The organism is Pantoea brenneri (assembly GCF_038594305.1).
In the GTDB taxonomy this organism is placed as follows: domain Bacteria; phylum Pseudomonadota; class Gammaproteobacteria; order Enterobacterales; family Enterobacteriaceae; genus Pantoea; species Pantoea brenneri.
This window is the reverse complement of sequence record NZ_JBCGBG010000010.1, coordinates 1-23,334: the sequence shown is the minus strand read 5'-3', so window position 1 is coordinate 23,334 and position 23,334 is coordinate 1. Positions and strand designations below refer to the sequence as shown.

Annotated in this window: 24 protein-coding genes and 2 pseudogenes; 16 read left to right on the top strand and 10 right to left on the bottom strand. The window is 53.0% G+C overall.

Features of this window, described 5'->3' with window-relative positions:
- The first annotated feature begins 433 nt into the window (after nucleotides 1-433).
- The gene (gene vapB, locus AABB92_RS21965; protein WP_031378113.1) at nucleotides 434-664 is read left to right on the top strand and encodes a type II toxin-antitoxin system VapB family antitoxin; all 231 of its coding nucleotides are present in this window, start codon (nucleotides 434-436) and stop codon (nucleotides 662-664) included.
- Nucleotides 661-1,077: a type II toxin-antitoxin system VapC family toxin gene (locus AABB92_RS21960; RefSeq protein WP_046289578.1), complete on the top strand. Its 417-nt coding sequence runs from the start codon at nucleotides 661-663 to the stop codon at nucleotides 1,075-1,077. Before vapB ends, AABB92_RS21960 begins: the two co-directional genes overlap by 4 nt.
- A 131-nt stretch (nucleotides 1,078-1,208) precedes the next feature.
- Here the strand turns inward: AABB92_RS21960 and AABB92_RS21955 are convergent.
- Nucleotides 1,209-2,114, bottom strand: a pseudogene (locus AABB92_RS21955) (LysR family transcriptional regulator).
- A gap of 97 nt (nucleotides 2,115-2,211) precedes the next feature.
- On the opposite strand from AABB92_RS21955, the gene AABB92_RS21950 reads away from it, so the two are divergent.
- The 5 genes from AABB92_RS21950 (at nucleotide 2,212) to arsH (ending at nucleotide 5,061) form a co-directional block, all read left to right on the top strand.
- A complete protein-coding gene (locus AABB92_RS21950; protein WP_031374856.1) occupies nucleotides 2,212-2,739 on the top strand; it encodes a GNAT family N-acetyltransferase in 528 nt (175 codons plus the stop codon).
- A 104-nt stretch (nucleotides 2,740-2,843) separates the two neighbouring features.
- Entirely contained in the window at nucleotides 2,844-3,398 is a 555-nt protein-coding gene (locus AABB92_RS21945) for an MFS transporter (protein WP_342560941.1), read from the top strand.
- Nucleotides 3,399-3,505: 107 nt separating this feature from the next.
- A complete protein-coding gene (locus tag AABB92_RS21940) occupies nucleotides 3,506-3,961 on the top strand; it encodes an MFS transporter (protein ID WP_238585885.1) in 456 nt (151 codons plus the stop codon).
- A 48-nt stretch (nucleotides 3,962-4,009) separates the two neighbouring features.
- Nucleotides 4,010-4,342, top strand: coding sequence for an ArsR/SmtB family transcription factor (locus AABB92_RS21935; protein WP_007749362.1), 333 nt, complete (start codon nucleotides 4,010-4,012; stop codon nucleotides 4,340-4,342).
- Nucleotides 4,343-4,347: 5 nt separating this feature from the next.
- Nucleotides 4,348-5,061, top strand: a complete 714-nt coding sequence (gene arsH, locus AABB92_RS21930; protein ID WP_031374857.1) for an arsenical resistance protein ArsH — start codon at nucleotides 4,348-4,350, stop codon at nucleotides 5,059-5,061.
- A 66-nt stretch (nucleotides 5,062-5,127) separates the two neighbouring features.
- On the opposite strand, the gene arsC is transcribed toward arsH, so the two are convergent.
- The 6 genes from arsC to cadR all read right to left on the bottom strand — a co-directional run bounded on the left by arsC (nucleotide 5,128) and on the right by cadR (nucleotide 9,732).
- Complete coding sequence (arsC, locus tag AABB92_RS21925) at nucleotides 5,128-5,556, bottom strand: glutaredoxin-dependent arsenate reductase (protein WP_031374858.1); 429 nt, start codon at nucleotides 5,554-5,556, stop codon at nucleotides 5,128-5,130.
- A 49-nt stretch (nucleotides 5,557-5,605) separates the two neighbouring features.
- Nucleotides 5,606-6,889 carry an arsenic transporter gene (locus AABB92_RS21920; RefSeq protein WP_046289579.1) on the bottom strand — a complete coding sequence of 428 codons (1,284 nt, stop codon included), beginning with the start codon at nucleotides 6,887-6,889 and terminating at the stop codon, nucleotides 5,606-5,608.
- A 97-nt stretch (nucleotides 6,890-6,986) separates the two neighbouring features.
- Entirely contained in the window at nucleotides 6,987-7,340 is a 354-nt protein-coding gene (locus tag AABB92_RS21915; RefSeq protein ID WP_031374859.1) for a metalloregulator ArsR/SmtB family transcription factor, read from the bottom strand.
- Between the two features lie 252 nt (nucleotides 7,341-7,592).
- Nucleotides 7,593-8,546, bottom strand: coding sequence for an arsenic resistance protein (locus AABB92_RS21910; RefSeq protein WP_233215904.1), 954 nt, complete (start codon nucleotides 8,544-8,546; stop codon nucleotides 7,593-7,595).
- Between the two features lie 73 nt (nucleotides 8,547-8,619).
- Entirely contained in the window at nucleotides 8,620-8,916 is a 297-nt protein-coding gene (locus AABB92_RS21905) for an ArsR/SmtB family transcription factor (protein ID WP_082097648.1), read from the bottom strand.
- 357 nt (nucleotides 8,917-9,273) lie between these two features.
- Nucleotides 9,274-9,732, bottom strand: a complete 459-nt coding sequence (gene cadR / locus AABB92_RS21900; protein WP_031374861.1) for a Cd(II)/Pb(II)-responsive transcriptional regulator — start codon at nucleotides 9,730-9,732, stop codon at nucleotides 9,274-9,276.
- 319 nt (nucleotides 9,733-10,051) lie between these two features.
- Here cadR and AABB92_RS21895 point away from each other — a divergent pair, with 319 nt between their 5' ends.
- Nucleotides 10,052-12,442, top strand: coding sequence for a heavy metal translocating P-type ATPase (locus AABB92_RS21895; RefSeq protein WP_072051050.1), 2,391 nt, complete (start codon nucleotides 10,052-10,054; stop codon nucleotides 12,440-12,442).
- Nucleotides 12,443-12,664: 222 nt separating this feature from the next.
- On the opposite strand, the gene AABB92_RS23535 is transcribed toward AABB92_RS21895, so the two are convergent.
- Nucleotides 12,665-12,991 carry a four-helix bundle copper-binding protein gene (locus AABB92_RS23535; RefSeq protein WP_072051049.1) on the bottom strand — a complete coding sequence of 109 codons (327 nt, stop codon included), beginning with the start codon at nucleotides 12,989-12,991 and terminating at the stop codon, nucleotides 12,665-12,667.
- Between the two features lie 289 nt (nucleotides 12,992-13,280).
- A complete protein-coding gene (locus AABB92_RS21885) occupies nucleotides 13,281-13,511 on the bottom strand; it encodes a hypothetical protein (RefSeq protein WP_031374862.1) in 231 nt (76 codons plus the stop codon).
- Between the two features lie 286 nt (nucleotides 13,512-13,797).
- Here AABB92_RS21885 and AABB92_RS21880 point away from each other — a divergent pair, with 286 nt between their 5' ends.
- The 8 genes from AABB92_RS21880 (at nucleotide 13,798) to AABB92_RS21845 (ending at nucleotide 21,472) form a co-directional block, all read left to right on the top strand.
- Entirely contained in the window at nucleotides 13,798-15,618 is a 1,821-nt protein-coding gene (locus tag AABB92_RS21880; RefSeq protein ID WP_094121209.1) for a copper resistance system multicopper oxidase, read from the top strand.
- 133 nt (nucleotides 15,619-15,751) lie between these two features.
- Nucleotides 15,752-16,561 (top strand): copper resistance protein B, encoded by an 810-nt coding sequence (locus AABB92_RS21875; RefSeq protein ID WP_143807333.1) that lies wholly within the window; start codon nucleotides 15,752-15,754, stop codon nucleotides 16,559-16,561.
- A gap of 31 nt (nucleotides 16,562-16,592) precedes the next feature.
- Entirely contained in the window at nucleotides 16,593-16,973 is a 381-nt protein-coding gene (gene copC, locus AABB92_RS21870; protein WP_046289581.1) for a copper homeostasis periplasmic binding protein CopC, read from the top strand.
- 4 nt (nucleotides 16,974-16,977) lie between these two features.
- Complete coding sequence (gene copD / locus AABB92_RS21865) at nucleotides 16,978-17,910, top strand: copper homeostasis membrane protein CopD (RefSeq protein ID WP_094121208.1); 933 nt, start codon at nucleotides 16,978-16,980, stop codon at nucleotides 17,908-17,910.
- Nucleotides 17,911-17,935: 25 nt separating this feature from the next.
- Nucleotides 17,936-18,616, top strand: a complete 681-nt coding sequence (locus AABB92_RS21860) for a heavy metal response regulator transcription factor (protein ID WP_031374864.1) — start codon at nucleotides 17,936-17,938, stop codon at nucleotides 18,614-18,616.
- Nucleotides 18,613-20,019 carry a heavy metal sensor histidine kinase gene (locus AABB92_RS21855; RefSeq protein WP_031374865.1) on the top strand — a complete coding sequence of 469 codons (1,407 nt, stop codon included), beginning with the start codon at nucleotides 18,613-18,615 and terminating at the stop codon, nucleotides 20,017-20,019. The genes AABB92_RS21860 and AABB92_RS21855 overlap by 4 nt, the downstream gene beginning before the upstream one ends.
- Nucleotides 20,020-20,146: 127 nt before the next feature.
- Nucleotides 20,147-20,497, top strand: a complete 351-nt coding sequence (copM, locus tag AABB92_RS21850) for a CopM family metallochaperone (protein WP_031374866.1) — start codon at nucleotides 20,147-20,149, stop codon at nucleotides 20,495-20,497.
- Between the two features lie 432 nt (nucleotides 20,498-20,929).
- Nucleotides 20,930-21,472: a recombinase family protein gene (locus AABB92_RS21845; protein ID WP_031374867.1), complete on the top strand. Its 543-nt coding sequence runs from the start codon at nucleotides 20,930-20,932 to the stop codon at nucleotides 21,470-21,472.
- 9 nt (nucleotides 21,473-21,481) lie between these two features.
- On the opposite strand, the pseudogene AABB92_RS21840 reads toward AABB92_RS21845, so the two are convergent.
- Nucleotides 21,482-23,206: pseudogene (locus AABB92_RS21840) on the bottom strand (Tn3 family transposase); the annotation flags it as partial.
- Nucleotides 23,207-23,334 lie beyond the last annotated feature (128 nt).

Below are 23,334 nucleotides of genomic sequence, written 5' to 3'. Positions count from 1 at the left end.
CGCCTTTCTGGTAAGGATTTACATAAGCCATAGGCTTAATCTCCATCGTTTTGATGTTTTGTCCCCCGGACAGTATGCCCTGCAGGACGATGTATCTGTCGCTGTGCTGACAGACCCTCAAAGCATAAACGATTGAGAATGTTAAACAACGGCTTGTAATGCACAGAGGTACAGAAAAATTACGGGATACAGGGAGACAACCGTTCATAAAAGAAAAAGTGCAGATCCGCTTATGTCCTTTTCCGGATCTCAGCTGGAAAAAGAGAAAGCAGACATATGCTGTACATATGCATATACTTTGCATATGCATATGCTTTACATACGCATATACGTACCATCTGCATATGCTTCACCTATACAAATCAGTCCTTCAGACATATACTGCACCCATGCGGGAAAACTCCCTGGCACACTCAGCATATGAGGAAAAACCATGCGCACAGTTTCTATTTTTAAAAACGGCAATAACCGCGCCATCCGCCTGCCCCGCGATCTGGATTTTGAGGGGGTGAGCGAGCTGGAGATCGTCCGGGAAGGAGACAGCATTATCCTGCGCCCCGTCCGGCCGACCTGGAACTCATTTTTTGAACTTGAAAAAGCCGATCCTGATTTTATGGCGGAGCGCGAGGACGTTGTCAGCGACGAAGGACGATTTGACCTGTGAACATAACGTATATGCTGGACACCTGCATCTGCTCATTCATCATGCGCGAGCAGCCGGAAGCCGTTCGTAAGCGCCTCGAGCAGGCAGTGCTGCGCGGAAACCGCATTGTGGTTTCGGCCATCACCTATGCCGAGATGCGCTTCGGAGCGATCGGCAAGAAGGCCTCGCCACGGCATGCCCAGCTGGTTGACGCGTTCTGCGCCCGCCTCGATGCCGTCCTGTCCTGGGATCGCGCCGCGGTCGATGCCACCACGGAGATTAAGGCGGCACTGGCCGCGGCCGGGACGCCGATCGGCCCGAACGACACGGCCATCGCCGGGCACGCGATTGCGACAGGGGCGATTCTGGTGACAAATAACACGCGGGAATTTGAGCGGGTTCCGGGTCTGGCGCTGGAAGACTGGGTTAATTAAAGAAGAAGTGCGTTGGGGTAACGAAACTCCGCTTTGTGCCAGGAGCGGACATTGGTAGCTGGTAAACGCTGTAATGATACTTTGCCGGAAAGAGTAGATCGGACCTGTCCGGTTTAAATATCGAATAATATTTATCTGATTTCGTTTTTTGCAAAACTGCTGTGCAGGCTTTTCAGCACTTCATTGATTCCTCTGCTTACAATCCGGTCCTCCCGCATAACTGCCCCAAGCGTCCGGTGAAGAGAGGGCGTCACAGAGTAAAGATCGAGCCCCGATCTTTACTCTATGCATGCAACGGACATTCGGGGAACAATGCTGTAACCAAGACCTGCACGGACCATTCTTTTAATAGCCTCGATACTGCCAAGCTCCATGACCGCGCAGGCAATATGTCCCGTCTCCCGGAACCACTGATCAATCAGGGCACGTGTCCCGCTTCCCGGTTCAAAGATAATCAGCGGCAGCGGCAGCAAGGCGCCCGGAGTCCATATTTTCGCGCTCTGCTCTGATGCATCCTTTTCCATGATGACAACAAACTCATCCGTACCCAGCGGGATGATGCTCAGGTTTTTACCTGCGGCTGGCAGTGTCACCAGGCCAATATCTATACGATTTTCCTCCACGCCCCGCACAATATCGGAAGTGTTACCTGTGCGTACGTCCACCTTCAGCAGGGGATGGGCCTGCCGCAGTTGCTGCAGTAAGGGGGGCAGTAGATGAATACAGGCCGTTGCGCCTGTGCCGACAGTAACAGTGCCGGTTATCTCATCGGAATGCAGACTCACTGATTCAACAGCTGTACTTACCACGGCATCAATTTTCAAGCTGTGCTCAACGAGAGTCAGCCCGGCAGACGTGGGTCTTACTCCCCGGCTGGTTCGCTCGATAAGGCGGACCTGAAGCGCCTGCTTCAGTTGTCTTATCTGCAGGCTCACTGCCGGCTGCGACAGACCAAGTGCTTCAGCCGCGCCGGAGAAACTGCCCCGGCTGATAACCAGTCTGAAAGGAGCCAGATGATCGAAATTCAGGTTTGCCATCCCAAAATTTCCTTATGCTGCTGATAAGTCCTGCTGCCTGTCTGAAATTCTTCATTCGGGTTAGTCTCTGCTTCTGACCGCAGAAGGAGCCGTATCGATGGAAATAACCGAAGCAGATGAACGACATATTCCTGCCATCCAGCAGATTTATGCTTATCACGTATTGCATGGCACCGCCACTTTTGAAACCGAACCGCCGGATTCGGCTGAAATGACAGCCCGTCTGAAAAAGGTGCGGGCAGCAGGACTGCCCTGGTTTGTGGCGGTTGAGGACGGCGATATCCGCGGGTACTGCTACCTGTCACTCTACCGTGAACGGTGTGCCTACAGATTCACCCTGGAGGACTCTGTATATATTGCCCCTGGCTTTCAGGGTAAGGGGATTGGAAAAAAGCTGTTATCGAGTGCGGTCGTATGGGCAGAGGCCCGTAGCTTTCGCCAGCTTGTGGCCGTAGTTGGCAACAGCGGAAACACCGCCTCTATTGCCCTGCATAGTGCGGCAGGCTTCAGCATTACAGGAACGCTCAAATCTGTGGGCTTCAAGCACGGACGCTGGCTTGATACGGTCATCATGCAGCGTACGCTTGGGCAGGGCGACGCCACATTTCCGGAGAGTACAGGTTGACTGACGGGTATCTAACAGGCCGCACCATTTTCTGCATTGGCATGACGCAGTTTATCAACTGGGGTATCACATTCTATATGCCGGGAGTCTTCGGGAGCGCCATCATGCTGGATACAGGCTGGTCGCCGGTTGTGACATTCTCCGGCCTGACTATTGCCATGCTTGTGATGGGCCTTGTTTCGCCGCTTGCGGGTGCCCTTATAGCCCGTACCGGCGGACGTACGATGATGATGGCGGGAACCTTCGCCATCATCATCGGTTGTTTTTTGATGGCTTTTACCCATTCAACAACATCGTGGGTTGCCGTCTGGCCCCTGATGGGAGCTGGCATGCGACTTGCACTGTATGATGCCGCATTTGCTCTGCTTGTAGAAACCGCAGGCGCAGGGGCCCGCCGGGCAATTACCCTGGTCACACTGCTGGGTGGTCTCGCTTCAGTCGCGTTCTGGCCTGCTGGCGCTGCGCTACTGCACATTACCGACTGGCGGCATGCCATTATCGTTTACGGCTGCGCGGGCATTGTCAGCCTGCTTTTTTGTCCACCGTTCCGGCAGGGCATCGGAGTCAACCTCCCGTTGCCGGGCAGCCCGCTCTTCCGGCGATCGGAACAGCAGAAGACCGAAAAGCATTCATCAGCGGCCTGTGGTACGCCACGCTAATAGCGCTGATAAGCTTTGTTTCCACCGGCGTGTCCGCTCATTTTCCTCAGATACTGGCCGCTTATGGTATGCCCACCGTGGCGGGTATGTTGTGGGGAGTGGGACAGGTGAGCGCCAGACTGCTGGACGTGGCTTCTGGCGCACGTACTTCAGCGATTCGTCTGAGCCTGGTTACTGGCATTATGCTGCCATTTTGCTTTCTGGCCGGCCTTGCGGGTAATGTTACCCCAGTGGCTACAGCCATCTTTATTCTGAGTTACGGAGCTGTGAACGGACTGAGTACGGTAGTTAAGGCCGTACTACCTCTTGTGCTGTTTGATCCGCAGCAGTATGCCCGTAAAACAGGCGTACTGCTGTCACCAGCTTTTTTGCTCGCGGCGCTCGCTCCGTCAGCTTACGCCATACTGCTGGAGCGATACGGCATACCCGGAACGCTGCTTTTATCTGCCATCCTTACCCTGTTCATCACGGCGATTTCCATAGTGATCTGGCGTCGCCATCCTTCCTCTGCTGGACAGAAACGGGATAAGAACGTGCCATCCATTCCGGGGAAAAATATTTGACGCTGACTATATTTCCTTTATTCTAGAAATATAGTTAAAGGAGGCCGCATGGATTTAAATACAGCAGCAAATGCACTCCGGGAGCTGGGGCACCCGACCCGTCTCAGCGTGTACCGGGAGCTGGTGAGAGCGGGTCATGACGGCCTGCCGGTCGGTGTTCTGCAGAAGCGCCTCGGTATTCCGCCCTCCACGCTCAGTCATCATATTTCCGCGCTGATGTCCGCCGGGCTGGTCAGCCAGGAGCGGCAGAGCCGTACCCTGTTCTGCAGACCCTGCTATGCGCAGCTTGAGCAGCTGATGGCCTTTCTGACAGAAGAATGCTGCGCAGGTGGCAGCTGCAGCCTGTCAACCGTGACGACTCATGAAGAGACCTCATTGTGAACAACATGAACGATATCCTGAAAAATATTGATACTTCACTCCTGGACGTGCCGCTGACTGAAGATAAGCTGAGGGCTGCAGAAGTAGCGCACCCGCCCCGCATCCTGATGCTCTACGGCTCGCTGCGGGAACGCTCATACAGCCGTCTAACTACGGAAGAGGCGGCCCGGCTGCTGACGGCAATGGGCGCCGAAGTGAAAATTTTTAACCCGTCCGGCCTGCCCCTGCCCGATGACGCCCCGGAGACGCATCCGAAAGTTGCAGAGCTGCGCGAGCTGGTTCTCTGGTCTGAAGGCATGGTCTGGTGCTCGCCGGAACGGCACGGCGCCATGACCGGCATCATGAAGGCGCAGATAGACTGGATACCCCTGACGTCGGGGGCGGTGCGGCCTTCTCAGGGCAAAACTCTCGCCGTTATGCAGGTCAGTGGCGGCTCGCAGTCGTTTAATGCCGTCAACCAGATGCGCATCCTCGGCCGCTGGATGCGTATGATCACTATCCCGAATCAGTCATCCGTGGCAAAAGCCTGGGCCGAATTTGATGAAGATGGTCGCATGAAGCCTTCGCCATACTACGACCGCATCGTGGACGTAATGGAGGAGCTGATGAAGTTCACTCTGCTGACGCGGGGTCGCAGTGACTACCTGACCGATCGCTACAGCGAAAGGAAAGAGAGTGCCGCGCAGCTGTCTGAGCGGGTTAATCAGCGCAGCATATGAAAAAAAGCCGGCATCTGCCGGCTTCTGTTTTTGCGTCTCCCTTCCTGCCGGCAGCGTACTGAAAAATCAGTGGCTGATCCGGTTTCCGTGTTCATCAATGACTTTTTCGCCATCCTCTTTTGTAAATGCTTTCTGCTGCGGGTCAGGCAGAATATCCAGAACCGCTTCAGACGGACGACAGAGCCTTGTGCCGAGCGGCGTCACAACCACCGGGCGGTTGATGAGGATGGGGTGAGCCAGCATGGCATCCAGCAATTCGTCATCGCTGAACCGGTCTTCTGCCAGCCCCAGATGCTCATAGGGCTCTGTATTTTTGCGCAGCAGGGCACGTGCGCTGATACCCATATCTGCTATCAGCTTTTTCAGCTCGTCGCGGGATGTTGGCGTCTCCAGATACAAAATCACTGTTGGCTCCACGCCGCTGTTGCGGATAAGCGCCAGGGTGTTACGCGACGTCCCGCAGGCCGGATTGTGGTAAATAGTGATGTCAGTCATAAGCGGTACTCCGTAAAGGCGCTGCACAGTCGCAACACCGGGGTTAAGGTTAAACAGACAGGCGCAGGGCCAGCGCGGCCAGCGTCACAAAAAGTACCGGCAGGGTCATCACGATGCCCACGCGGAAGTAGTAGCTCCAGCTGACAGTAATGTTTTTTTGCGCCAGTACGTGCAGCCACAGCAGGGTAGCGAGGCTGCCGATGGGGGTGATTTTCGGGCCGAGGTCGCAGCCGATGATGTTGGCGTAAATCATCGCTTCCTTCACCACGCCCTGTGCGGTGCTGCCGTCAATCGAAAGCGCACCAACGAGCACGGTAGGCATGTTGTTCATGACAGAAGAGAGCGCCGCCGTCAGGAAACCGGTGCCGAGCGTTGCGCCCCAGACGCCGTGCTCTGCAAACCGGTTCAGGGCGGCAGAAAGGTAATCAGTCAGGCCGGCGTTACGAAGACCGTACACCACCAGATACATGCCCAGCGAGAAGATAACAATCTGCCAAGGCGCGCCTTTCAGCACCTTGCCGGTATCAATCACGTGTCCTTTGCGGGCAACCAGCCAGAGAATACACGCCGCCACCGCTGCCACCAGGCTTACCGGCACGCCGAGTGGTTCGAGAGCAAAGAAGCCGACCAGTAGCAGGATGAGAACAATCCAGCCGGTTCTAAAAGTGCGCGCATCGCGAATGGCCTCACGCGGCGCCTTCAGTTTCGTCAGGTCGTAGGTGGCCGGGATGTCCCTGCGGAAAAACAGGTGCAGCATCACCAGCGTGGCGGCCACGGAGGCGATATTTACCGGCACCATCACCGAGGCATACTCGCTGAAACCCAGCTTAAAGAAGTCCGCCGTGACAATGTTCACCAGGTTCGACACGATGAGCGGCAGGCTGGAGGTGTCGGCGATGAAACCTGCTGCCATCACAAACGCCAGCGTGGCGCCGGGGCTGAAGCCCAGCGCCAGCAGCATGGCGATGACGATCGGCGTCAGAATAAGCGCCGCCCCGTCATTAGCGAACAGGGCGGCTACCGCCGCACCCAGCAGAACGATATAGGTGAACAGCAGCCGGCCTTTTCCGCCTCCCCAGCGGGAAACGTGCAGCGCCGCCCACTCAAAAAAGCCGGATTCGTCGAGCAGCAGACTGATGATGATGACGGCAATAAAGGTAGCCGTAGCGTTCCAGACAATCTGCCAGACCACCGGAATATCCCCAATCTGTACTACGCCGGTCAGGAGCGCCAGGGCCGCACCGATGACTGCACTCCAGCCAATACTGAGCCCTTTTGGCTGCCAGATAACCAGCACCAGGGTCAGGACGAAAATCGCACCCGCCAGAAACATACTCTCTCCTTCTTAAATATAACCGCCCGTTAAAGCGGGCTTCTAAGTGTATGCTGCAAAACACATGCGTTTAATCGAATGTGTTTTGATAAAATTTTTACATGCAGACAACCTTGCCGTTGGTGGTTGCGTTATCGCGTTCAGCCTGCTGGCTGAGCTTAAGGATGTCATCCCGCTGGCACAGGTAAGCCTGTTCAATCACTGCTGCTGCCCAGGCTGGCATATGTGGCGATAACCGGTAATGGATCCACTTGCCGTCTCGCCTGTCGATCAGCAGCCCACTCTCCCTAAGAAGTGCAAGGTGACGGGAGATTTTTGGTTGTGATTCCTTTAGCGTGGACGAAAGCTCGCAGACGCAGAGCTCCCCTTTTTCGCGCAACAGCAGCACCAGGCTGAGCCGGGTTTCGTCAGAAAGATTTTTAAAAAGTTGCAGGGGCAGAAGTGACGGCATAATTTCTCCTTCGTGGCGGACAGCAATAAGTCTCGTCTTCTGCAGACGAAAGGTCAATTTTATATTTATAAATTCATATATGTTGTGGCGGGCTGACTGCCTTTTCTGCACAGCTGTATGCGAACATAACTATTAACAGATGAGTTCAGACCTGCCTTAGCTGTGATCTGGACCGCCATGAAGATGGCAGCTTACCGGACGTGAACCTTTTATATAATAATGCCGCCACAGCGGGCGGCATATCACTTACGCTCACACGTTATTGCGCCCCAGTCTGGGGATGAGACGCACGTAAACCAGCTCGCTGATTAGCTCAACCATGGTCTGAGCCACGATAACAGCCGGCAGGACGGGCACCGCGCCCGGAACTGCCAGCGCCAGCGGTAATATGACCAGAGAGTTTCGGGTAGCGCCACTGAAGGCAATGGCTCTTCCTGCCGCGGGCTCCAGACGAAAAACCTTAGCCATGCTCCATCCGCACAAAGGTGCTAACGCAGCAAAAGCCAGATAGACAGGCACTGCCTGAACAGCAACAGACCAGGCTTCACCCAGCTGCGGCAGCATGGCGGCCACAACAATGAAAAGAACTGTCGCAGTTGCCGGAACGGGCAGCAGACCAATACATTCGGAAGCCTTTTGCGCTAAATGAATTTTGCGGGCCATAAACTGGGTTAGTGCAGCAAGGATCAGGGGGACAGCGATAAGCCAGATGAATGCATGAATAAAGGGTGCGGGCTGCACCAGTTCAGAGGCATTTTCGCCAAGAAATAAATGCAGGTATACCGGAAGCAACAGAATCTGCACCATAAGTAATACCGGCGTGGAGGCCAGTAAAAGACGGGCATCAGCACGACCAAGTTGCGAAAATGTCACCACGTAATCTATGCAGGGAGTAAGCAGGACCAGAAGCACGCCGAGGATAAGCACCGGGTTTTGCGGAAGAAAACTGACCAGTACTGCGACCAGAATCGGCACTAAAAGGAAATTAGTCAGCAGGAGAGGCAGAATAAAACGTACTCTCGTGAACGCACCGCCAAGTTCGGCCACGGGCACTTGCAGAAAGGTGACATAAAGCATCAGAGCCAGTGCGGGATTGATGGCACTTTCCAGGCGGTCAGTCCCCGGCAAAAGCATTGCTGAAAAACATCCGGCTGCCACTGCAACGAAATAAATGGCAATTTGACTATGCTCAAGCCGGTCCCTGATCCGTGCTGCTTTATTTGCTGTTTGCACAGGCTAAATCCCTCTGTGTTGGTTATTGTGACTGCAAAAGCGATGTTCAGGCATTATTTTCAGGCCCTGTTGGCATACCGGTACATTTAGAAAATAATTCGATGGCCTGATCGCAATAATGACAATGCCCCTGACAGCAGTCGTGCATCAGAAAGGCCACTAAATCGGCCAGGTCTGTCCAGCAGGCGCTGTAGATAACCGATTTGCCTTCGCGGCGACCGGAGATAAGGCCGGCGTGCTCGAGTTCTTTCAGGTGAAAAGACACTCTGGAGGGGGATGAAGCGTCGAGAGCGGCAGCAATGTCACCTGCGGACATGCCACCTGCGCCCGCTACAACAAGCATTCTGATTATTCAGAGTCGTGATTCATGTGCCAGTGCTGAGAACGCAATAAGTGCTCTGGTTTGCTCCATTATAATTCTTCATTTCATGAATATGTGAAATGAAGGGTATTTTATTCTGGAAACTTTTACCAGAGGCTATGCGATGCGGTTGAACCTTTGATGTTACTTTCCGGCGATCAGGGGCAGTCCTGCCAGGATACGCTACGAAACAAATGGAAAGTGAATGCTGAACGATGTCACACAGATTTTAACGGCAGCACATTTTCAGCTGACTGAATGGCCGGGCATGCCGGAGTAATATGGCAAAAAAAGCCTGTTTATTTAGTGAACCGTCCTGCTGATAGTAGAAAAGCAGCATCAGTATGAATGACTTCCGGCCAGATGACCTGCAGTTATAACCGGCACGATATCCTCAGGCTCTTCTGCCTGCTCCAGTTCGCGCAGAATACCGCAGTCCCGTGTTGCCCGATTGGCATTGCAGTGGCTCCGGAGCTCACAAAGTTGCTTTTCCAGCATATTCAGTTCACGGATGCGAGCCTGAACGTGGTTCAGATGTTCATTTATCAGGACATTGACCGAACCGCAGTCTGCATCAGGCTGGCTACGCGCCTGTAGCAGCACCCGGATTTCTTGATGAGTCATATCCAGCGCCCGACAGCGCCGGATAAACATCATCCTTTCCAGGTGCGCACTGTCATAATGGCGATAGTTATTACCCTGGTCCCGCAACGCGGCCTGCAGCAGGCCCTCACGCTCGTAATAACGCACCGTTTCTACCGGACATCCAGCCAGCCGGGCCAGCTCGCCAATTTTCATAACTCACCTCATCTGATCTTGACCCTGTAGTTACATCAGGGTCTTTAATGCCAGTATACGTTATGAACGGGATAAAGATATGAGTGACTGCTGCAGTAATAAAAAATGTGGTTCTGCCGCAACCGGAGAGGAGGCGTCTGTTAAAAAAAACGTTGCTGCCCCGGCAGAGGTATCCGGTAAAACGCTACAAAAAACGGCTGAGGCCACACCGGCCTGTTGCAGCACCGGCAGCTGCTGCTCACCGGACAGCCTGAGTCAGCCATCCGAATCGGTTACAGAGCATACCCGCAACGATGAAGTTCAGACGCGTCTGCGCATCATGCAGATGGACTGCCCGACGGAGGAGACGCTCCTCCGAAAAAAACTGGCAAAATTACCTGCCATCAGCAATCTTGACTTCAATCTGATGCAGAGGGTGCTCACCGTGACCCATACGCCGCAGGCGCTGGAGCCGGTTCTGCAGGCGGTGCGCTCGCTGGGTTTTGACCCGGAACCGATTGATAAAGCAATGCAGCCTGAAGGCAGCTGCTGTTCAGGCCGTGAGGCGGAAAGCACCGGCGGTTCCTGCTGCGCGCCTGCCCCTGTCACATTTGGTGAGCTGCAGACGCAGCAGGTGACCGCTGACGGGGTGCGTACCAGTATCAGGATCATGCAGATGGACTGCCCGGTAGAGGAGGGCATGATCCGTAAAAAGCTGGACGGCATGTCAGCCGTGAAGGAACTGGATTTCAATCTTATGCAGCGCGTACTGATGGTGGTTCACGCACCGGATGCGCTGGAGCCGGTTCTGGCCGCCATTCGTTCGCTGGGCTTTGAACCTGAACTTCCTGACAGCAATGGCCGGCACGCGGTCACTGAGGGAAAGAAAAAACCCTGGTGGCCGCTGGCGCTTGCCGGTGTGGCGGCAATCGCCGCCGAAGCCATGCACTGGACGGGCATGCCGGAATGGCTGGAAGCGGCTCTTGCTCTGGCTGCCGTTGCGGCCTGTGGCGTGTCCACATACAAAAAAGGCTGGATTGCACTGCGCAACGGCAACCTGAATATCAACGCGCTGATGAGTATTGCCGTCACCGGGGCGCTGGCGCTCGGACAGTGGCCGGAAGCCGCCATGGTAATGGTGCTGTTCACGATTGCGGAACTGATTGAAGCGAAGTCTCTTGATCGCGCCCGCAATGCCATCGGCTCTCTGATGAAGCTGACGCCTGAAACGGCCACGGTTCAGCAGCCGGACGGCTCCTGGAAAGAAACTGAGGCCAGGTCTGTATCCATTAACAGCTTGGTCAGGGTAAAACCTGGCGAGCGTATCGCCCTCGACGGCACGGTGATCCGGGGCAGGACCGCCATTAATCAGGCACCCATTACCGGCGAAAGCCTGCCGGTGGATAAAGGGGAAGGCGACCCGGTCTTCGCCGGGACGGTCAACGGCTCCGGTGGCTTTGAGTACCGGGTAACGGCCGCTGCCGGAAATACCACGCTGGCGCGTATCATTCATGCTGTGGCGGAAGCGCAGGGGGCAAAAGCCCCTACGCAGCGCTTTGTTGATCGCTTTGCGCAAATATATACCCCTGTGGTGTTTGCTATTGCTGTCGCAGTTGCCGTTCTCCCGCCGCTGATTGCAGGTGGAAGCTGGCAGGAATGGATTTACAAAGCGCTGGTGATGCTGGTTATCGCCTGCCCCTGTGCGCTGGTCATTTCCACGCCAGTGACCATCGTCAGCGGCCTGACGGCAGCAGCCCGCCGGGGGATATTGATCAAGGGCGGCGTTTATCTTGAAGAAGGCCGAAAGCTGAAGTGGCTGGCGCTCGACAAGACCGGCACACTGACGCACGGTAAGCCGGTACAGACGGATGCGATTATCTATACCGGTGTGTCAGAAGACGAGGGGCGCAGGCTGGCTGTGAGCCTGGCAGGTTACTCCGATCATCCGGTTTCGCAGGCTGTATCGGCGGCATCAGATGGCATTCAGCGTTATGAAGTAGAAAACTTTGAGGCTCTGCCGGGCCGTGGCGTGCGCGGCGTCATCAACGGTCAAACCTACAATCTGGGGAATCTGAGGCTGGCTGAAGAAACGGTGCGTTGCCCGGAAGCGGTCAGGGCTGCACTAACGGAACTGGAGACCGGGGGTAAAACGGTCATCATGCTCTCTGACACTCATCAGGTGCTTGGGCTGTTTGCGGTGGCTGATACGGTGAAGGAAAGCAGCCGCGAGGCGATAAGGCAGTTGCATAGTCTGGGTGTCAAAACGCTCATGCTGACCGGAGACAATGCGCACACGGCGCTGGCCATTGCCGGTCAGGTTGGTATCGATGAGGCGCGTGGGGATCAACTGCCGGAAGATAAACTGCGTGCCGTGGAAACATTTACGGCGCAGGGCACGACCGGCATGGTGGGCGACGGCATCAATGATGCACCGGCGCTGGCCCGCGCCGATATCGGCTTTGCTATGGGCGCAATGGGCACGGATACCGCCATCGAGACTGCCGATGTGGCCCTCATGGACGATGATTTGCGTAAAATTCCGGCTTTTGTCCGGCTCTCCAGGCAGACGTATAATGTTCTGGTTCAGAATATCGTTATGGCTATTGGGATCAAGGCAGTTTTTCTGGCCCTGACCATTGCCGGTATGGGGACCATGTGGATGGCCGTATTCGCGGATGTGGGTGCAAGCCTGCTTGTTGTGGCAAACGGGCTACGCCTGTTGCGTAAGTAGTCGGTATGGTTCCGTCCTGCCCGTAATCATGCCGCAGTCCAGAGCCCTCGCCACCTGAACAGTTTACAGGGCTCGTTCAGGTGGCCCTGTCTTTTGTTGCGCATTATCTGCTACAACTGCGTTTTTCCCGCGAAGGGCCAGGCAGGGCTGGCGACGCCAATTTACAGCTTTCCGGCGCATGAAGTAGCTGTCCCTTGCTTCGTACCGCAGATGACAGAAAAGTTATGCTGCCATATTTCTGCACTCCTGAGCACAATGATGGCATGCTTCTGCGCATTTTTTACAGTGTTCATGCTCATGTCGGGCGCACTCATCACCACATTTCTGGCAAATTTCTGCACAAACTCTGCAGAGTTCGGGAGCAAATTCGCTTTCAAGCGACATTAAATTTGCCGCTATCCGGCAGATGCTTGCGCACTGCATGTCCAGCCTTATGCATTCACGCATCATCTCCAGCTGAGGTTCTTTAAGGCATGACGTGGCACAGTAATCACAGGTGGCGGCACAGATATAGCAGGCTTCAATGCAGTTGCGATATTGTTCTGACATATTTTCCTCTCTTAACTTAGCTTATTTGCGAATACGTAATAAGCCTGGTACAGAATCTTCATTGCCGCAAAATACCGCTGTATTCAGCATGGGCGGCAGTTTAACGATGCGGAAAGCGGGAAGGCGGTAAAAAGAGCCCGTCGCAGCAAGACGGGCCGGCTCACGTAGGCCTTGAAAGAAGATTTACCGGAAAAAGCATTAACGATGAGGGTAAAACACAACCGCATCCCGGAGCAGTGACAGAAACGGACAGAAGATACCGGGAGAATCTTCTGTCCGGTGCAACCCCTTATTTTTCCTGCTGCATCATCCTTCGGTGCATATCAATGATGCTCTGATGTGCTGCAGAATTTGCATTATCCATACTCTGGTGCGCCAGGATGGCACGCTCATGTTCATTCATCATGGCAACAGCGTTGTTAGTTACCTGACCGTCCGGCTCTGAAACAGGATGCGGCTGTGCCCATACTGATGAGGCAGGAAACAGGGCCAGAAGAGAAACAAACATTAATTTTTTCATGTCGGCTGTCCTTACGAGTAAAAGTTAAATAATGGCGGGCCGGACGCTCTCCGGCTTCAGTCATTTTTATCGTACAGGAGAAAAATGCCTCCGCTCGAAAATGACATAAATGTAATGTAAAAACAGCAAGTTCCAACATTACACAATTGTAATCATGCCCGTCTTTCAGCTGTGATAGCTTTCCGGTAACAAAAAATAAACTTCCTGAACGGTAAGCACGGCTTGTGCTTGCGGAGCGGAGAGATTTTTTCTCCCGGGATACTGTGAATTTTGCCGGAGCTCAGTCATGGAACTTAAAAGTTCACGACGTAATTTTATTAAAGGGATAACCGCCACCGGTCTCGTGGGTGGCCTGGGGCTGAGAACGTTTGATGCGTTTTCGGCGGTAAACCTGATGCAGTCCCGTACGCTGGCCGGGACCGACTTTGATCTGTTTATCGGCGAAACGCCACTGAATATCACCGGTAAGACCCGTTATGCAAAAACCATAAATGCGGGTCTTCCGGGACCTCTGCTGCGCTGGAAAGAAGGCGACACTGTCACGTTAAGGGTAAAAAACCGCCTTTCAGAGCCGACCTCTGTTCACTGGCATGGCATTATCCTGCCGGCAAATATGGACGGCGTGCCGGGTCTCAGTTTTCACGGGATCGAACCGGACGACACGTATGTTTACTCCTTTAAAATAAAGCAGAACGGAACTTACTGGTATCACAGCCATTCCGGCCTGCAGGAGCAGGAAGGGGTATACGGTCCGATTATTATCGATGCCGCTGAACCTGAGCCGTTTCAGTGGGACAGCGAGCATGTTGTGCTGCTGACCGACTGGTCTGATGAAAAAGCCTCAGACATTCTCGCAAAACTGAAAAAACAATCAGATTATTACAACTTCGCTAAACCCACCGCTACCGACTTTTTCCGTGATGCGCGGGAGAAAGGCCTCGCGAATACGCTGGCTGACCGGAAAATGTGGGCCGAAATGAAGATGAACCCGACAGATTTAGCCGACGTCAGTGGTTTCACATACACCTACCTGATGAACGGACAGGGACCCGGTAAAAACTGGACCGGTCTGTTCCGTAAAGGTGAGAAAGTACGCCTGCGCTTCATTAACGGCTCGGCCATGTCTTATTTTGACGTTCGTATTCCCGGTCTGAAAATGACGGTCGTGGCCGCAGACGGGCAGTATGTCACCCCCGTGTCCGTTGATGAGTTCCGTATCGCCGTTGCCGAAACCTACGATGTGATCGTAGAGCCGACTGATGACGCTTACACTATTTTTGCTCAGTCTATGGACCGCAGCGGCTATGCACGTGGCACGCTTGCCGTCCGGAAGGGACTGTCTGCAACGATTCCGAAACCCGATCCGCGTCCCTGGCTGACCATGGATGATATGGGCATGGGCGGGATGGATCATGGCAGTATGGGCGGGATGGATCACAGTCAGATGCAGGGCATGGACGGCGGTGATATGCAGAGTATGGATGGTTCAGCTGTACCAGCCCCCCCAACAGACAGCATGGCGGGAATGGATCACAGCGCTATGAGCGGTATGGATCACGCAAGCATGGCTGGCATGAGTGACATGCAGAAACACCCGGCTTCCGAAACGGGTAACCCTCTGGTAGATATGCAGGCGATGATGCCGGCACCAAAATTAAATGACCCGGGCATCGGCCTGCGTAATAACGGCAGGAAGGTTCTGACTTATGCCGACCTGAAAAGTACGTTTGAAGATCCGGACGGCCGCGAACCGTCCCGCACCATCGAACTGCACCTTACGGGCCATATGGAAAAGTTTGCCTGGTCTTTCAACGGCATCAAATTCTCAGATTCAGAACCGGTTACGCTCCGCTATGGTGAACGCGTTCGCATCGTACTGGTCAACGACACCATGATGACGCACCCCATTCATCTTCACGGTATGTGGAGTGATCTTGAAGACGAGGGTGGCAACTTCCAGGTACGTAAACATACCATTGATATGCCTCCGGGAACCCGCCGCAGCTATCGCGTCACGGCTGACGCGCTCGGGCGGTGGGCCTATCACTGCCATCTTCTTTTCCATATGGAAACGGGCATGTTCCGTGAAGTCCGGGTCATTGAATGAGGTACTGCTGATGTCAGTTTCAGGGTGGAGTGATATGAAAAAGAATGTGTCGCGTTCTGCGGCAGGATTGCTGGTTTGGTCTGCACTTGCCGGAACGACGTTTACACCCGTCTATGCCGCGCCAGCGCATAACATGCCGCAGCATGATATGTCAGGGATGGATCATCCTGCTATGGGCGGGATGGAGCCGATGGATGGTATGGAGTCCATGCAACCCGCTGCGCCAGCAGAAAGCAGAACGCCCATCCCGCCGGTTACCGAGGCTGACCGTAAGGCGGCATTTCCGGATGTCCACGGTCATAAAATTCATGACAGCAGCGTGAATTATTTTCTGCTTGCCGATCAGCTGGAATGGCAGAAAAACAACGATCCTGGCGGGTTTAACTGGGATGTGAGCGGCTGGATTGGGGGTGACATCGACCGGCTCTGGATCCGCAGCGAAGGCGAAACCAGCGACGGTAAAGCTGAATCCGCAGAAGTGCAGGCACTGTGGGGACATGCCATTACGCCCTGGTGGGATGTGGTTGCCGGGGCCCGACAGGATTTCAGGCCCGGAAAGCCCCAGACCTGGCTTGCCGCCGGCCTGCAGGGAATGGCGCTTTACAATTTTGAAACCGAGCTGACAGCATTTGCCGGCGAGAAGGGGCGAACTGCGCTGAGGCTGGAGGCGGATTACGATGTGCTGCTGACCAACCGTCTGATCCTGCAGCCTTCCTTTGAAGCCAGTATTTACGGGAAAGATGATGAAGCGCGTGAAACCGGTAAGGGCCTGTCCAGTACGGAACTCTCACTGCGCCTTCGCTACGAGGTGAAACGTGAGTTTGCTCCATACGTCGGGGTTTCCTGGAGCCAGCTTTACGGTAATACCGCAGATATGGCTGCCCGTGAAGAAGAAAAAGATAACGAAGTGCGTTTCCTTCTCGGGGCACGCATGTGGTTCTGATGCAGTTAATTTAAACAAGACAGGTATTATAATGAAACATTCATCTGCTAAGTATTTCATCGCTGTTGTGGCTTCTGTCACTGCTTTCGCTGTCCAGGCGCATCCTGAACTGGCTTCATCAGTGCCTGCAGACAAGGCACAGGTAGCGGCTCCTTCAAAGGTAGAGCTTCACTTCACCGAAAATCTGGTGACCAAATTCTCTGGCGCACGTCTGATAATGACTGCCATGCCGGGCATGTCATCGCATGCGCCAATGCCTGTTTCAGCTAAAGTTGCGGCCGGCAGCGATCCCAAAACCATGATTATCACGCCGGCAAAACCGCTGCCCGCCGGGACTTATAAGGTGGAATGGCGTGCAGTGTCATCTGACACACATCCCCGTACCGGCAACTACAGCTTTAGCGTGAAGTAATGCCATGAACGATCAGACTTTTATTGTCATCCGGTTTCTTCTTTACCTTGATCTTATGGTTCTTTTTGGCCTGCCTTTATTTGAGCTTTATGCCCTGAAAGGCGTATTGAAAAAACCGGTATCTTTGTTCAGCGTCTGGTCGTTCTTTTTCACGCTCATTTCTGCCGGGATTGTGTTGTCACTGGCAAACATGCTGCTGGTTGCCCAGTCCATGAGCGGCGTCAGTGACCCCGGTGAGCTGACTCTGCACATTATTGAAATGGTGGTCGGCGAGACCGCTGTTGGCATGAGCTGGGTCGTCCGGCTCGTTGCCCTGGCCATCGCCTTTATCGGGCTCGGTCTGCGGCTTAGGAATGCCGTACTTTCACGTTATGTTTTGATGTTGGCAGGCGGTACTGCGCTGGCGACCCTGGCATGGGGCGGTCATGCAGCCATGAATGACGGTGTGAGCTATTACGTCCATTTGTTGAGCGATATTGTTCATCTTTCCGCAGCCGGTGCCTGGGTAGGAGCCCTGACGGCTTTTACCGTTCTGCTGAGTATAAAAAAAGCCAGTAAAGCGGCTTATGCACTGCAGTTGTCCGGGGCATTAACGGGGTTTTCCCGTGCCGGCACGGTTATTGTGATAAGCATCGTGATCACGGCAGTAGTTAATTTCGTGCTCATCACAGAAAAGCCACTGAGCACTTTGCCGGGAAGCATTTACGGCCTGCTGCTGGTAATAAAGACTGCCCTGTTTTTTCTGATGTTATTGCTGGCTGCTGCCAACCGCTTCCGGCTTGCGCCAAAGCTGGAAAATGCCCTGCTTCAGGGCCACTATAAGGCGGGTATTGCACTGATGCGTAAAAGCATTATTACAGAATTTACCGTAGCGGTACTGATACTGGCCATTGTCGCCTGGCTGGGCACCCTGTCCCCTGGCACCGGTATGGAGTAACAATTAACTGCAGGAAAAACGCACCATGACAACCATGCTGATTGTTGAGGATGAACTGAAAACCGGTACTTACCTGAAGCAGGGACTCCAGGAAGCAGGCTATGACGTGACCCTGGTGAACGACGGGCGTCAGGGCCTGGAGCACATTCTGCGTCAGCATTATGACCTGATAATCCTGGATGTCATGCTGCCCTCGATGGATGGCTGGGATATCCTGCAGCAGATGCGCATGGCACGCCACGAAGAGCCCGTCCTGTTCCTGACGGCCAGAGATAACGTCAGCGAAAAAATTAAAGGGCTCGATCTGGGCGCGGATGATTACCTGCTAAAACCTTTCGATTTTGCCGAGCTTCTGGCCCGCATCCGCACGCTGCTCAGGCGTAACCGTACACAGGCTTCAGGAAACCACAGCATTGCAGATCTGATCATGGACGCCTCCCGCCGGACCGTGAGCCGGTCGGGAAAAAAAATTCACCTGTCTACAAAAGAGTTTGTGCTGCTTGAGCTGTTGTTACAGCGAACCGGAGAGGTTTTGCCAAGAAACCTGCTTTCCTCCCTGGTCTGGAATATTAATTTTGAAAGCGATACCAATGTCATTGACGTTGCCGTCAGGCGGCTTCGCAGCAAGGTAGATGACGACTTTACGCCAAAGCTCATTCATACCGTGCGGGGCATCGGTTATGTTCTGGAGATACGTGAAGAGTGAAGCGTAACTGGTCCCTGACTACACGGCTGAGCGTGATATTTGCCGGTGTAATGATGTCTGCCTGGCTTCTTTCCAGCGTCCTGCTTGTTACTGCCCTGAGCAGCTATTTTCGCCATCAGGATGCCGCACTGCTGACAGGAAAGCTTGAGCTGGCAACCGAACTACTGGAAAGTGAAGCTGATTCCGGGCAGCCAGACAGTGCTTCGCTTGCACGCAAGGTTGCCGATGCCATGGTAGGTCACAGCGGGTTGTATCTGTCGATTAAAACGTCGGATAACAGGTTACTTGCCGACTATTCCTCGCCCGGTTTTCCGCTTCCTTACGGACGTTTTGCCAGCGAAGCCGCATATCCGGATACGATGCAGACAGTAGAGGATGAAGGCTGGCGTTATAATGTTATTGTCAGAAAAATCAGTGCGCAGAAAGCAGGCGGACAACATGATGTCCTGATCACAGCCGCTTATGATACCGGCTTTCATGATGAATTTATCAGCCAGCTCAAAAAATGGCTGCTCTGGTTCAATGGCGGGCTGATGTTCATTTCGGTATTACTGGGCTGGTTTGTCACAAGGATGGGTCTCAAGCCGTTGAATGAATTAAACCGTCTGGCCTCCGCTGTCACCATCAACAACCTCAGTAAACGTCTTCCTGCGCGCCATCTGCCGGCCGAGCTGATGGCTACCGCGGCTGAATTCAACAGCATGCTTGAAAGGCTGGAGAAATCCTTCAGGCGCCTTTCTGAGTTTTCATCGGACATTGCCCATGAGCTGCGTACGCCTGTCAGTAACCTGATGATGCAGACGCAGGTTGCCCTGTCCCGGGATCGTGATGCAGCCAGTTACCGGGAGGTACTTTTCTCTAATCTGGAAGAGCTGAGCCGGCTTGCAAGAATGAGCAGCGACATGCTTTTTCTGGCGAAGTCAGAAAATGGCCTGATGATACTGGAGAAGCAGAACGTCTCATTACACGAAGAGCTCGAAGAACTGATTGATTTCTTTGAGCCTCTTGCTGGTGAAAGTCATAAAACGCTGAAGCTTAAAGGTGATGCTCTCGTCAGAGGCGATCGCCTGATGCTGCGTCGTGCGCTGAGTAATCTGATCACCAACGCCATAAAATATTCTCTGCCGGGCTCTGCCATATCCGTATCAGCAGAGCATAACTCGGACAGGGCCTTTGTACATATTTCCAATCACACAGAAGATATTGCACCGGAAAGTCTGGGCCGACTGTTTGACCGTTTTTACCGGGGCGATGCATCCAGGCAGCATAATACGGATGGCGCGGGACTCGGTCTTTCTATTACGCGGTCCATTTTGCTGGCCCATGAAGGCGATCTGCAGGTAGCCGTGAATGATAATGTCATTACGTTCACGGCCATCATGCCGGCAACAGAGGGACCGTAACAACAAAACTTTCCGGGCTAAAATTTCATGATTTGAACTGCTCTGTATCAAGGTTATGTTCCCGGACATATGAAAGGATGCCCGGGAAAACCTGAAGTAAATATCTTACCTATAAAGGAGTTACCTTATGAAAAAACCGCATATGATTCTTGCCTCCCTGCTGTTTGTCCTGCCGGCTGCGGTTATGGCTCAGCAACCGGCCTCAAAAATGACGCATGAGATGAGCATGTCTCCGGCCTCAAAAGAGTACATGTCAGGTATGCAAAAGATGCACAGTAGCATGATGAATGCCCTGAAGGAGCAGGACGCTGACAGGGCGTTTGCCAAAGGCATGATCGAGCATCACAGGGGCGCGATTGCCATGGCTGAAACGGAGCTGAAATACGGGAAAGATCCGGAAATGAAGAAGATGGCAGAAGATGTCATCAAGGCACAGAAAAGTGAGATAGAGCACATGGAAGCGTGGCTGAAAAAATAACGGTCATCCGGCTTTATAAATGCTCTGAAGGGTTCTGCTCAAAGAACCCTTCAGTAAGCTCACATCCATTATACGCTCAGCTAAACCGGTTTAATTTTCCAGCGTCATCATGTAGATATATCTGACGCCACTATGTTAAAGCCTGATTATCACCAACTGATATTCAGGGGTAACCGTGTTTAAATAATCGTACCTCAATCAACCAACTTCATATTTTATTTTGATAACCTTATTAAAGGGAATCTTGTTTTTAATATTATCAAAATTATAAAACACAAATAAAAAAACGAGATGTTTTTGTGTGAATTCTACCGGTTAATATTGCAGTTGTTATCATTTTATTATGTCATTTGAGTATACTCTAATGTCATAGTCATAAATTTGACGTTTTAGGCTTTAAGTCATCATCTATAAGTCATGGCTGCTTGAAAAATGTACATTTTTGCGTACCTTCGCGCATCGACCCGGCAACAAGATGCCGAGCGTGCTAAAAATAGCCTGCAGCAATTTGTAGCTGAGCGCGGCCATCGTGTAGCAAGCTGGTATGTAGAAAATGTTTCTGGTGCTTCACTTCAGCGGCCCGAACTTATGCGGCTACTTGAAAATGCCTCGCCAGGGGATGCCTTACTGATTGAGCAGGTAGATCGGCTATCTCGTCTTGATGATGCTGGCTGGATAAAACTCAAGGAATTGATTAACAGTAAAAGTCTGTCGATAGTAAGTCTGGATCTACCAACCAGTTACGCCGCGCTGGAGAACCAGAGAAGTGATGACTTTACTGCTGCTATGCTCAGAGCAATAAATGCAATGATGTTAGATATGCTTGCAGCTATAGCTCGTAAGGACTATCAGGATCGCAGACGCAGGCAGCAAGAGGGTATTAAAAAAGCTGTTGAGCAAGGAAAGTTCAAAGGAAAGCAGGCTAACCATCAAATGCATAAAAACGTTATAGGGGTTCGCGGTCCAATGATGTAAAAAACCACGTTAAGAGGTTAATTCATTGTTTGTATTGAAATTTAACGGTCTTAACTCGCCCTTCAAAATATCTTCTGGTAACGAAAACGTATAATGCCCCAGCATATTTATATGGCCATGTATCAGCGGCGACAATCTTGCCAGTTGCTCCCCCTCAGGCGTTTCCCCTGATTTGCGAAGATGTGACAACGCCTCCTGCATGTAAAGTGTATTCCACAGCACAACCGCATTGGTCACCAGACCCAGAGCACCCAGTTGATCTTCCTGACCTTCACGGTAGCGTTTTCTAATCTCACCACGTTGTCCGTAGCAAATGGCTCGAGCCACTGCATGCCGTCCTTCTCCCCGGTTGAGCTGAGTGAGTATCCGACGCCGGTAATCCTCATCATCGATATAGTTGAGAAGATACAAAGTCTTGTTGACCCGGCCCACTTCCATAATCGCCTGAGCCAGACCAGATGGTCGGCTACTTCTCAACAGTGAACGAATAAGCTCTGATGCATGGATGGTCCCAAGCTTCAGTGAACCCGCCATTCGCATCATTTCATCCCATTGGGATTCTATTTTTGAAAGTTCAACACATCCCCGGGCCAACTCATTCAGGGCACCATAATGGGCCATTTTATCTGCCCGCCAGAATATCGCCCCACCTGCATCGGCCAGACGAGGGGAAAACTGGTAGCCCAGTAACCAGAACAGGCCAAAAATGATATCGCTGGATCCTGCCGTGTCCGTCATAATTTCTACCGGACACAGCCCGGTTTGCTGCTCCAGAAGCCCTTCCAGTATAAAGATGGAATCACGAAGCGTACCGGGAACGACAATGCCATGGAAACCGGAGTACTGATCTGAGACGAAGTTGTACCAGATGATACCGCGTCCTGAACCAAAGTATTTACGATTTGGTCCGGAATTAACCGTTTTAACCGGTGTGACAAAACGCATACCATCTGCGGAGGCAACCTCCCCACCTCCCCAGTACCCCGCGAGCGGCAGCGTGGACTGAAAATCAACCAGCCGTGCATTAGCGCTAACCAGCGTTTCTGCCCTGAGATAATTTTGTTTAACCCAGCTCAGACGATGGCGAGTAAGCGCGGGAATATTATGCTTTATCAGAGGTTCATGCCCTATATTGCAGGCTTCCGCCAGCAATGTTGCGCACAGACTGACCTGGAGATCCTGCGCCCGTGCACCTGATTCACTGACGTGGCTGAATTCGCGGGTAAAACCGGTTCGGGCATCTATTTCAAGCAACAGCTCAGTCAGATCAACGGGTGGGATCAGTTCTCTTACCCGACGGTTCAATTGTATCAGTGCCGGTGGCTCATCCAGTTTATCCAGACTGCTGATCGTCAGTGAGGGATGCTTACCTTCATTGCTTATGCTGACCGCTGCGTTGCAGGCAAAACGTGAAGCCACTGATTTCCATGTGTCATCAAGCCGCGTAGCCAGTTGTTCTGATGCTTTAGTTCCGTCTGATGGATGACCCAGCGCCCGACATACCGGGATCCGTTGTGCCTGCCATTCAGCTCCCTGAAGCAATTTTTGACGCGGGTCCCCCCACCGGTCACTGTTCTCCAGCCAGAGATCACGACGGCGCAAAGAATCCTGAAGGCGCTCAAGAAGACACAACGAGTAACCCGCTCGTAGAATCCTGCCATCTCTGTCGTAGACCAGACGTTTCCAGGGGCCGGAAATGATTTGCTCTGGTGCATCGTCGAGAATTCGCTTTTTTGGGCACTGTTGCAAATTTCTTGATACTGTAGCCTTTGGAATTACAGAAAGGCCTTAAATTTCAAAAACTCTGCTTACCAGACGCATCTCACCCAGGGGATGGCCGAAGTAAAAGTTTTCCGCCTGTC